10 protein-coding genes are annotated in these 10,533 nt (G+C 68.6%); 6 read left to right on the plus strand and 4 right to left on the minus strand.

All coding sequences use genetic code 11. The annotated features are described in order from the left end of the window. Positions 1–19: 19 nt before the first annotated feature. Positions 20–376, plus strand: coding sequence for a DUF1304 domain-containing protein (locus FHP89_RS18390; protein ID WP_144179776.1), 357 nt, complete (start codon positions 20–22; stop codon positions 374–376). A 19-nt stretch (positions 377–395) separates the two neighbouring features. Here the strand turns inward: FHP89_RS18390 and FHP89_RS18395 are convergent, their stop codons facing one another. The 4 genes from FHP89_RS18395 to FHP89_RS18410 all read right to left on the minus strand — a co-directional run bounded on the left by FHP89_RS18395 (position 396) and on the right by FHP89_RS18410 (position 3,250). Next, positions 396–1,052, minus strand: coding sequence for a hypothetical protein (locus FHP89_RS18395; RefSeq protein ID WP_144179777.1), 657 nt, complete (start codon positions 1,050–1,052; stop codon positions 396–398). 151 nt (positions 1,053–1,203) lie between these two features. Continuing rightward, the gene (locus tag FHP89_RS18400; protein WP_144179778.1) at positions 1,204–1,665 is read right to left on the minus strand and encodes a hypothetical protein; all 462 of its coding nucleotides are present in this window, start codon (positions 1,663–1,665) and stop codon (positions 1,204–1,206) included. 102 nt (positions 1,666–1,767) lie between these two features. Further along, complete coding sequence (locus FHP89_RS18405) at positions 1,768–2,262, minus strand: ribonuclease HI family protein (RefSeq protein ID WP_222105440.1); 495 nt, start codon at positions 2,260–2,262, stop codon at positions 1,768–1,770. A gap of 67 nt (positions 2,263–2,329) precedes the next feature. After that, positions 2,330–3,250, minus strand: coding sequence for a branched-chain amino acid transaminase (locus FHP89_RS18410; protein ID WP_144179780.1), 921 nt, complete (start codon positions 3,248–3,250; stop codon positions 2,330–2,332). 317 nt (positions 3,251–3,567) lie between these two features. Between FHP89_RS18410 and glpK the strand changes: the two genes are divergently transcribed. The 5 genes from glpK to napH all read left to right on the plus strand — a co-directional run bounded on the left by glpK (position 3,568) and on the right by napH (position 10,322). Next, entirely contained in the window at positions 3,568–5,058 is a 1,491-nt protein-coding gene (gene glpK, locus FHP89_RS18415; protein ID WP_144179781.1) for a glycerol kinase GlpK, read from the plus strand. Then, on the plus strand, positions 5,048–6,586 hold the full coding sequence (locus FHP89_RS18420) for a glycerol-3-phosphate dehydrogenase/oxidase (protein ID WP_144179782.1): 1,539 nt from the start codon (positions 5,048–5,050) through the stop codon (positions 6,584–6,586). The genes glpK and FHP89_RS18420 overlap by 11 nt, the downstream gene beginning before the upstream one ends. A gap of 271 nt (positions 6,587–6,857) precedes the next feature. Further along, entirely contained in the window at positions 6,858–8,654 is a 1,797-nt protein-coding gene (locus FHP89_RS18425; RefSeq protein WP_222105441.1) for an N-acyl-D-amino-acid deacylase family protein, read from the plus strand. A gap of 103 nt (positions 8,655–8,757) precedes the next feature. Continuing rightward, positions 8,758–9,414 carry a MauM/NapG family ferredoxin-type protein gene (locus FHP89_RS18430; protein WP_144179783.1) on the plus strand — a complete coding sequence of 219 codons (657 nt, stop codon included), beginning with the start codon at positions 8,758–8,760 and terminating at the stop codon, positions 9,412–9,414. Continuing rightward, on the plus strand, positions 9,414–10,322 hold the full coding sequence (gene napH, locus FHP89_RS18435; protein WP_144179784.1) for a quinol dehydrogenase ferredoxin subunit NapH: 909 nt from the start codon (positions 9,414–9,416) through the stop codon (positions 10,320–10,322). The genes FHP89_RS18430 and napH overlap by 1 nt, the downstream gene beginning before the upstream one ends. The last annotated feature ends 211 nt before the right edge of the window (positions 10,323–10,533 follow it).

The following is a 10,533-nucleotide window of genomic DNA, read 5'->3' on the forward strand; positions in this document are numbered from 1 at the left end:
GGGCTATCGAGAGGTGCTCATGGCTACGCTCAGTTCGATTGTCGTCGCGCTCGTTGCGCTGATCCACGTTTATATTCTGGTGCTCGAAATGTTCCTTTGGGACAAGCCCGCGGGCTTGCGGGCGTTTGGCCAAAAGCTGGAGGCGGCGCGTGCGTCCAAAGTGCTGGCGGCCAATCAGGGGCTGTACAACGGCTTTCTCGCCGCCGGCCTGATCTGGGGGCTCAGCCTCGGGGCGGAAGGCGGGTCGGTGAAAGTCTTTTTTCTGCTCTGCGTGTTGATCGCCGGGGTGTATGGCGCGGCCACGGCAAGCAAGAAAATCCTCTATGTGCAGGCGCTGCCCGCAGCGCTTGGGCTGGTATTGCTGGCGCTCGCGTAGTCGCCACGGCCAGCGTGGCTTACGGGCAGGCTCGCATCCGGCTTTCGACTTCGCGGTAAGACGCAGGCGAGTCGATGCTGGCGTGCGCAGCGCCAACGCCGGCGTCCAGTCGTGCCAGCCAGGGCGCGACCCGCGCCTTGATCTGCACTGACAGGCCGCGCTGCATGGCCTGCCGGGAGGCAAAGTACAGCGGCTTGGGCGGCCCCTGACGCAGGCGGGTTTCGATCAGGCGGGCGCCGGCCCGGTAGTGATTGCGCCAGATCGCCACATGTTGCTGCTCGTGCGCGCCGACCACCCGGCGCTGGCAGTCCGTACTCAGTTCGCGCGCCAGCGAGACGGTCATCTCCGAAAACCCCAGATGCAGCGTGATGTCCGGCGCGGCACAGACTCGCCCGTCGGTGTCGACCAGCGCCCGGGCGGTGACTTCCAGTCGGCTCTGCGGGGTGGCATGGGTGACGCCGAGCACGCTGTGATTCCGGCTCGCGGCCGCGCCTGAGCGACGCCCGAGTGCGGCGGTGTCGTGGCGATTGTCATACGCGACGGGGTGGTCCTCGAACACCACGCGCACGTTCGCGGCTGCGGCCAGGGCGTTGCAGCGTGCGGCGAAGTCGGGGGACGCGGCGCTCGCGGGCAGAGCCGTCAGACAGGCGGCCAGCGTCGCGCACCGCACCAGCATCGCGGGACGTCGTAGAAGCGCTTGCCGTGAGAGACGGCCGGACAGTGGCATGTGATGGGCCGATGCGGGGGAGGACTCGATCTTAGCGGAATCGGGTCGAGGCGGCGTGACACGAAAGTCGCCCAAACGGTCTGCCCAGCGGCGCCGATGCTCAGTCGGCCGAGGGCGTGCCGTCTTTGCCGAGGTGTTGCACAAACAGCACGTCGCACTGATGCGTCGCGCAGTCGCGATAGAAGCGCTTCAGTTGTAGAAACTGGCGGGCGATGTTGCCTTTGTCAGTGGCCGCCGCGGCATCACGACGACTGATGGCTTTGGCAAGCGCGCCCGGGGCGACGGCGTCGATGCGATCGGCGAGGTCGGGCAAGCGATAGGCGGGGATGTAGCGCGCCGCCGCGGCATTGGGAATGCTCAGCGGCTGGACGCCAATGGCGTCAGGCAGATCGAGGCGCTCGCACAGGGCGGCCAGGCTGTCGCCGGCGTCGGCGAGGTCGAGCTGCGCTTTGGCCGCAACGGCATGGGTGCCGCTCACAAATTGCGCCAGATCGTCGCGCGTGCGAATGCGGCTCCCGAAGGCTTTGGGCGGCAGGGCATGGAAGACGCCACGGATGGTCACGGTGAGTATCCCCCGGTAAAAAGCCGTAGTTTAGTGGCAGTGACCCGATGGCGTGCGTGCCGAATTCCACCGGCGGGCACACTTGTGCGTTGGCAGGCACGCTCAGGCGCCGCGTTTTCGCTTGGCGGGTCGGGCTTTGCCGGGGTGTGGCGCCGGCTTGTGCGGGAGGCCAAGCGCCGCGCGGGAGAGCCGGTCGGCTGTCTGATTGCGATGCCGGGGGACCCAGCGGAATTCGACATGCGCGAAGCGGCTCGCCCAATCATGCACCTGGGCGATCAGCGCGACCAGCCGTGGCACGGCGGTGTGATCGGTGCCGGTGCCATGGCGAACGGCGAAGTCGCTGTCACCGGTGAGGATGAGGTGCCGGGCACCGGCGGCGTGCGCGTGGGTGAGGGCGAGGCAGACGGCCAGCAGTTCGGCCTCGTTGCTGCAGCCGGTGCCTTCACCACGGCTTGAGAATTCGGTGAGTGCGCCGTTGGGCGATTGCAGCACCACGCCGAGCCCGAGTTTGCCGGGGTTGGGCGCGGCGGCGCCGTCGAACCAGGCGTGCCAACAGGCGGGCGAGTCGGAGGTGTCGGGCGTTCGGTCAGCGGGCACTGCGGTGGCTCGGTGGGCGGGGTGAGCGCTCATCTTGCCACCGCCCGCGAGGCGATGCCACACCGCGTCAGCAGGGTGTTAGCCAGTCGGCATGCCCGGTGTCTTCACCGCGCACTGTGGCGAAGAAGCGGCGCTGCAAGTCTTGCGTGATCGGGCCCGGCCGGCCAGTGCCGACGCGGCGGCGGTCGACTTCCACCACCGGCGTCACCTCCGCCGCGGTGCCGGTGAAGAACACCTCGTCGGCGACGTATAGCTCGTCTCGGGTGATGCGGCGGGCGGTGATTTCCAGCCCGGCGTCGGCCGCCAGCGCGTGGATGGTGCGGCGGGTGATGCCGTCGAGCGCCGAGGTGATTTCGGGCTCATAGAGTTTGCCGCGCTTGACCACGAACACGTTCTCGCCCGGTCCCTCGGCGACAAAGCCGTCGGTGTCGAGCAGCAGGGCTTCGTCGTAGCCTTCCAGTCGGGCCTCGCGGCAGGCGAGGATGGAGTTGGTGTAGGTGGACACCGACTTGGCGCGACACATCTGCACGTTCACATGATGCCGGGCAAAGCTCGCCACCTTGACGCGGATGCCCTTGTCCATGCTGTCGGCACCCAGATAGGCGCCCCAGGCCCAGGCGGCGATCATCACATGCACCTCGGTGCCGACCGGGTCGACGCCGGCCTTCTCAGCGCCGAGAAACACCAGCGGCCGGATGTAGCCGCTTTCGAGCTTGTTGCGGCCGATGGCGTCGATGCAGGCCTGGCGCAGCGTGGGGGCGTCGTAGGGCATGTCCAGGCCGAGAATCTTGGCCGAGTCGAACAGGCGCTCGATGTGTTCGTCGAGCCGGAAGATGGCCGGGCCGGTGGGCGTGGCGTAGGCGCGGATGCCTTCGAAACAGCCCAGGCCGTAGTGCAGGGTGTGGGTCATGGCGTGCACTTTGGCATCGCGCCAGGGCGTCCAGTGGCCGTCCATCCAGATCCAGCCGTCGCGGTTTTCCATACTCATGATGTGCGTCCTCAAAATGCTTTGAATGAACCGGCAAAGCCTTGCCGGCAGGACGTCCGTTGTGCGGTGCGCTAGCCCGATGCGTTGCCGGTGGCCGGGTGGGCGAGGGCAGGATCGGGCAGTGAGGCGATGGGCTCAGCTTGGGGCAGGGCGGAGCGTGACTCAAACGAAAAGCACGGCGTTAAAGATGAACGACGTTCACCTGTCTGCTCGCTACGTGTTTCGCCCGCCGGGCGAATCGGCTATCGTCGAAGTCGTCGGCATGCGTTGCGCTCACACCCCGAGCGGGTGCGCCCGGAAACCCAAAGGACTCGCCCATGGATTACATCCTCGCGCTTGATCAGGGCACGACCAGCTCCCGCGCGATGCTGTTCGATGCCAAGGCGCGGGTGTGTGCGCTGGCGCAGCAGGAGTTTGCGCAGCAGTTTCCGCGACCGGGCTGGGTCGAGCATGACGCCAACGAAATCTGGCAGACCCAACTGGCCTGTGCGCGGCAGGCGCTGACCGAGGCGGGTGTGTCGCCGGGCGCGGTGCGCGGGGTGGGTATCAGCAACCAGCGCGAAACCACCGTGTTGTGGAGTCGCGCCAGCGGCCAGCCGGTGGCGCCGGCCATCGTCTGGCAAGACCGGCGCACTGCCGAGGTGTGCGACCGCCTGCGTGCCGAGGGGCATGCGGACTTGATTCGCGCCCGCACCGGGCTGGAGCTGGACGCCTATTTTTCCGCCACTAAACTGGCCTGGCTGCTCGATACCGTGCCGGGTGCGCGCGTTCGCGCCACGGCCGGCGAGCTGGCCTTTGGCACCATCGACAGCTGGCTGGTGTGGAACCTCACCGCCGGCGCCTGTCATGTGACCGACGCCAGCAACGCCGCGCGGACGATGCTTTTCGACATCCATCGTCAACAGTGGGACGACGACTTGCTGGCGCTGTTCGACGTCCCCCGCGCGGTGCTGCCAACGGTGGTGGCGTCCAGCGGTGTGCTGGGCGAGTGCGCACCGGCCGTGCTGGGCGCGGTGATGCCGATTGCCGGGGTGGCGGGCGACCAGCAGGCGGCCACTTTCGGTCAGGCGTGCCTCGCGCCGGGCATGGCCAAGAACACCTATGGCACGGGCTGTTTTCTCACGCTCAACACCGGCCGAGGGCCGGTCGAATCGCAGCATCGCCTGCTCACCACCATCGGCTGGCAGCGCCCCGAGGGGACCGACTATCTGCTCGAAGGCGGTGTGTTCATGGCCGGCGCCGTGGTGCAGTGGCTGCGCGATGGGCTCGGCCTGATCCGCTCGGCGGGCGATATCGAAGCGCTCGCCGCGCAGGTGCCCGATAGCGGCGAGGTGGTGATGGTGCCGGCCTTCGCCGGGCTCGGCGCGCCGCACTGGGACGCCTACGCGCGCGGCAGTCTGATGGGCATGACGCGTGGCACCACGGCGGCCCACATCGCCCGCGCCGCGTTGGAGGCGGTGGCGCTGCAAAACGTCGATCTGCTCACCGCCATGGCCGCCGATGGGGCGGAGGTCAAAGAGCTGCGCGTCGATGGCGGCATGACCCGCAATAACCTGCTCATGCAGTTGCAGGCCGACTTGCTCGGCGTGCCGGTGCTGCGCCCCCGGCAGACCGAAACCACGGCCCTTGGCGCGGCCTTTCTGGCCGGCCGGGCGGTCGGTGTGTGGCCGGACGACGCGGCCCTTGCCGCGCACTGGCAGCTTGACCGGGCGTTTGAGCCGAATGCCTCGGCTGACAGGCGCGAGGCCTTGATCGCGCGTTGGCACAAGGCTATCGAGCGCAACCGGGGCTGGGCCGATGGCGCCTGACGACATCAAGCTGGCGCCGCCCGCGCTGGCGCGACCGGCCTTGCTGGCCGCCGCGCAGGCGGTGGATGAGTGGGACGTGATCGTCATCGGCGGCGGCGCCACCGGCCTGGGCGCGGCGGTGGATGCCGCCAGCCGCGGCTATCGCACGCTGCTGCTGGAGGCGTACGACTTTGCCAAGGGCACCAGCTCGCGCTCGACCAAGCTGATCCACGGCGGGGTGCGCTACCTTGGCCAGGGCCGGATTGGTCTGGTGCGCGAGGCGCTGGTCGAGCGCGCGCGTTTGCTCAAGAATGCGCCGGCGCAGGTCACGCCGCTGCGCTTCGTGGTGCCGGTTTACCGCCGCTGGGACCAGTTCAAGCTGCGCGTCGGCCTCACCGCTTACGAATGGCTGGCCGGGCGCTACAGCCTGGGGCGGGTGCGTGGCCTGTCGGTGGCCCAGACCCGCGCGGCGCTGCCCAACGCCCGGCCCGAGGGGCTGCTGGGCGGGGTGGAATATTTTGATGGCCAGTTTGACGATGCCGGTCTGGCCATCGCCCTGGCGCAGACCGTGTTCGACCACGGCGGCACGGCGCTCAACTATGCGCCGGTGACCGACCTGATCGAGACGGACGGGCGCATCACCGGCGTGCGCGGGCATGATGAAATCACCGGTCAGGCTTTGGAATTCACGGGCCGTGTGGTGATCAACGCCACCGGCGTGTGGGCTGACGACATCCGCCGCATGGCGATTCCCGATGCGCCGCCCATGCTCGCACCCAGCCAGGGCGTGCATGTGGTGGTCGATGCCGACTGGCTGCCCGGCGACACCGCGCTGCTGGTGCCCGAGACCGACGATGGCCGGGTGCTGTTCATGATCCCGTGGCAGGGCAAGGTCTTGCTCGGCACCACCGACACCACGCGCGACGACATTCCGCTCGAACCGCAGGCGCAGGCCGCGGAGATCGACTTCATCCTGCGCACCGCCGCGCGCTATCTGCTACGCGCGCCCGGCCGCGCCGATATCCGCAGCGTGTTTGCCGGCCTGCGCCCGCTCATCGCCGCCGACCCCGACGCGCCGCGCAGCGAGCTGTCGCGCGAGCATGTGATCCGTGTCTCGCCGCAGGGGCTGATCACCATCGCAGGCGGCAAGTGGACGACGTATCGGCAGATGGCCGAAGAGGTGATCGACCGTGCGGCGCGTGAGGCCGGTTTGAGCGCACGCGTCTGCCGCACTGCCGATCTGCCGCTGCACGTCGACCTTGTGCTCGCGGCTGGCGAGCGCCTGCATCCGCGTCTGGCGTTGACCGAAGCGCAGGTGCGCCACGCGGCGAGCGCGCAGTTTGCGCTGGCCGTCGAGGACGTGCTCGCCCGGCGCAGCCGCGCGCTCTTTCTCGATGCCGACGCCGCATGCGCCGTCGCCCCCGAGGTGGCGCGTATCCTGGCCGACGAACTCGGCCGCGATGCCGACTGGCTGGGCGCGCAGATCTCCGACTTCGCCGCGCTGGCTGCCGCTTATCTCCCTGCGCCTGACGGATCGCCGACACGCTGAGTCGGCGCCGCGCTCCGGCATTTTTTTGGCGCACCGCGCAGTCTGAATGTTTGACCCGAGTTGCCTGGTTGGCGCAAAACACGAGGCATCCCGTCTGCGCTCGCTCACAGGCTGGCTTTGATGCTGGCGGCAGGCCAATCGGCGCGGCTCCGCCCGGCGGTGACACCGCGGAAAACGGGGGTCCGCACCATGTATCGGCTGAATGTGGACAGTGTTTCGGCGCCTGCCTAAGCTGAATTCTGATCCATCACATGCCGTCGATGACTGAGCCGTGAGTAGCCTTTGGCGCCTGTGTTTCGAGCTGGGCGGCGTGCCAATCGGAGGTGCGATCATGGATGCCGAATACGATCTGTTGATTCGTGATGGGTGGGTGGTCGACGGCCGCGGCGGCGAGCCCGTTCAGGCCGACGTGGCGGTGAGCGGCGGGCGCATCCGCGCCGTCGGCAAGCTCACCGGCGCGGCGCGCGAGGTCATCGACGCCACCGACCATATCGTGGTGCCGGGCTTTGTCGACATCCACACCCACTACGACGGTCAGGTGAGCTGGGAGAGCCGGCTGGTGCCCTCGTCCTCGCACGGTGTGACCACCGCGGTGATGGGCAATTGCGGCGTCGGCTTCGCCCCGTGCCGGCCCGAGCAGCACGAGCTGCTGATCCAGCTGATGGAAGGGGTCGAAGACATCCCGCACCCGGTGCTGGTCGATGGTCTGCCCTGGGCCTGGGAAAGCTATCCCGACTACCTCGATTTCCTCGCCGCGCGGCAGTACGACATGGACATCTGCGGTTACGTGCCGCATGCGCCGGTGCGGGTGTACGCGATGGGCCAGCGCGGCGCCGACCGCGAGCCGGCCACGGCGGACGACCTGGCGGCGATGGCGCGCATCGTGGCCGAGGCGGTGCGCGCCGGGGCGATGGGCTTTTCCACCTCGCGCACCTTCTTCCACCGCTCCAGCGACGGGCGATCCACGCCCAGCTTCGAGGCCGCCGAGGCCGAACTGATGGCGCTCGGCGGCGCGCTACGCCAGGAAGGGCGTGGCGCGATGCAGCTGATCACCGATTTCGATGCGCCGGAGGCGACGCTCGACCTGCTGCTTCGCCTGGTCAAAGCCGCCGGCCGGCCCTTGTCGGTGTCGTTGCTCGAAGGCACCTACGGGCCGATGACCCTCGACTGGCGCACGGTGCTCGACTGCTTCGCGGCGGCCGGCGCCCAGGGCCTGCCGATCAAGGCCCAGGTGCTGAGCCGGGCCATCGGCGTGATGCTCGGCCACGAGCTGACGCTCAACACCTTCTACACCTGCGACTCCTACAAACCGCTTGCTGCGCTGCCCTTCGAGGAACGCATCCGTGCGCTGCGCCAGCCCGAGATGCGCGCGCGCCTCCTCGCCGAAGCGGCCGATCCCGATCCAACCATCGTGCTCGGGCGGCTGGCGCGCGAGTTCGACCACATGTTCCTGCTCGGCGATCCGCCCGACTACGAGCAACCGTTGGAGAACAGCATCGCCGCGCGCGCCGCCCGGCTCGGCGTGAGCCCCGAGGCGCTGGTCTACGACCTGATGCTCGAGCGCGACGGGCGCAACAACCTGTATGTGACGCTGTGCAACTACGAGCACGGCTCGCTCGAATCCTCGCGCGAGATGATGCAGCACCCCGGTGCCGTGCTCGGCCTCGGCGACGGCGGCGCGCACTGCGGCACCATCTGCGACGGCAGTTACCCCACCTTCATGCTGACGCACTGGGTGCGCGACCGGCAGCGCGGCGCGCGGCTGCCCTTGCAGGACGTGATCAAGTGGCTCAGCCACGACACCGCGCAGGCGGTCGGTCTGTGCGATCGGGGCGTACTTGCCCCCGGCTACAAGGCCGACATCAACGTCATCCACCCCGGCCGCCTGACCCTGCATGCGCCTGAAGTCGCCCACGACCTGCCCGGCGGCGGGCGGCGCCTGGTGCAGCGCGCCGACGGCTATGCCGCCACTGTGGTTAGCGGCGCCGTGGTGTATCGCGACGGGCAGCCCACCGGTGCGCTGCCGGGCCGGCTGGTGCGCGGCGCGCAGGCGGCACCAGTGCACTGATGCCGTTCGGCCGGTTTGCCGAAACGGGCTAGCGGCCTGCGCGGCGGCGTTTCTATAGTTGGTGCATGGAAAATGTTGTGTTCCGCGCCGGCGCGGGGCGGCCATGAACGCGGGCAGCCGGCGCCAGTTCCTCGGCCAGTGCGCCAGCCTGCTTGGCTCGGGCAGCGTCATGGCCGCGCTGCTGGCTACGGCCACCCGGCAGGCAGAGGCGCTGCCGGCCTGGGCGCTGCGTCCGCCCGGCGCGCTCGCGGAGGATGATTTTTCGGCCGCATGCCTGCGCTGCGGGCTGTGCGTGCAAGCCTGTCCTTTTGACATTCTGCATCTGGCCCGGCTCGGCGATGGCGTCACGTTGGGAACACCATATTTCGTCGCCCGTCAGCGCGCCTGCGAGATGTGTGTCGACATCCCCTGTGCTGTTGCCTGCCCGACCGATGCGCTTACCGCGCCGGCGCAGGGCATCGCGGCGGCGCGCATGGGCCTGGCACGCATGACCGGGCCGGACACCTGCTACAGCATCAACGGTACCGCGCAGTGCGGCGCTTGCTATCTGGCCTGCCCGATCAAGGACGCGGCGATCACCATGGAGCGGCGCAGCGCGGGCGGCCGGGTGTACTTTGAGCCGACCGTGAATGCCGCCCACTGCACCGGCTGCGGCAAGTGCGAAGAAGCCTGCGTGACGCAGGAGGCGTCGATCAAGGTCTTGCCGCTCGCCCTGGCGCGGCAGGATCGCGTCGGCCCGCTACCGCGTCGAGGCGTGTGATGGCGCGTCGCCATTGGCTGTTGCGGCATCGCTGGCTGCTGCTGCGTCGGCTCAGCCAGTTCGGATTGCTGGCGGCGTTTCTGGCCGGGCCGTGGTTCGGGGTGTGGATGCTGCGCGGCAATCTGGCTTCCAGCGTGGTGCTCGACACCATGGCGCTCACCGATCCGCTGGTGTTGCTGCAGGCGTTGCTGGCCGGCCATGGCGCTCAGATCGCGGCACTGTCGGGTGCGGCGCTGATGCTGCTGGCTTACGCGCTGCTCGGCGGGCGCAGTTATTGCGCCTGGGTGTGCCCGCTCAACCTGGTCACCGATCTGGCGGCCGGGCTGCGCCGGGCGATGGGCCTGGGGCGTGGCTGGCAGATGCGGCGGCGGACGCGGTGGGTGCTGCTGGGCGCCATCCTTGTGGCGTCATGGGTATCGGGCAGCATCGTGTGGGAGCTGCTCAACCCGATCACCGTGCTGCAACGGGGCATCGTCTTTGGCATGGGCGCGGGCTGGGTGCTGATTGTGGCGGTGTTTGCTTTCGATCTGCTGGTCAGCGCGCATGGCTGGTGCGGCCATGTGTGCCCGGTGGGGGCGTTTTATGGGCTGATCGGCAAGCTGTCGGTGCTGCGGGTCAATGCCGCCCGGCGGACGCAATGCTCTGATTGTGGCGACTGCTTTCGCATTTGCCCCGAGCCACAGGTGATCGCGCCGGCGCTCAAACCCGCCGACCCGAACGCCTCGCCGGTCATCCTCAGCGGCGATTGTCTCAACTGCGGGCGGTGTATCGATGTGTGTGATGACGAGGTTTTTGCGTTCGGTTCGCGCGGTGCGCGTCGGATGCCACCGCAACCAGCGTCGAGGCATGTCGTTGGGGTTCACCGGCTATCGGCAACTGAGCGGACCGGCTTCCGACAGAAAAACTGAGTCGGCATGGGCCCCGCCAACGGGACCCTCCCGCACGGATCGCTGCGCTTGTCGCTCGACAAGTCGGTCACCGTGATTCTCTTGGCGTTTCGGTGCGGCTGCTGGCTGGTATCGGCCAGGAGAGGCTGCTCGCCACTTTCACAGAGCTGTTACTCGAACGGCCGGTCGGCTTCGTAACCTGTCAGGTACCCTACGCGAGCAACTCGGCCAA

This window comes from Denitromonas ohlonensis, assembly GCF_007625205.1.
GTDB lineage: Bacteria > Pseudomonadota > Gammaproteobacteria > Burkholderiales > Rhodocyclaceae > Nitrogeniibacter > Nitrogeniibacter ohlonensis.

Coding starts and splice junctions, on each gene's coding strand:
- FHP89_RS18420 (WP_144179782.1), top strand. CDS start 5,048: ATGGCGCCTGACGACATCAAGCTGGCGCCGCCCGCGCTGGCGCGACCG.
- FHP89_RS18430 (WP_144179783.1), top strand. CDS start 8,758: ATGAACGCGGGCAGCCGGCGCCAGTTCCTCGGCCAGTGCGCCAGCCTG.
- FHP89_RS18410 (WP_144179780.1), bottom strand. CDS start 3,250: ATGAGTATGGAAAACCGCGACGGCTGGATCTGGATGGACGGCCACTGG.
- napH (WP_144179784.1), top strand. CDS start 9,414: ATGGCGCGTCGCCATTGGCTGTTGCGGCATCGCTGGCTGCTGCTGCGT.
- glpK (WP_144179781.1), top strand. CDS start 3,568: ATGGATTACATCCTCGCGCTTGATCAGGGCACGACCAGCTCCCGCGCG.
- FHP89_RS18390 (WP_144179776.1), top strand. CDS start 20: ATGGCTACGCTCAGTTCGATTGTCGTCGCGCTCGTTGCGCTGATCCAC.
- FHP89_RS18395 (WP_144179777.1), bottom strand. CDS start 1,052: ATGCTGGTGCGGTGCGCGACGCTGGCCGCCTGTCTGACGGCTCTGCCC.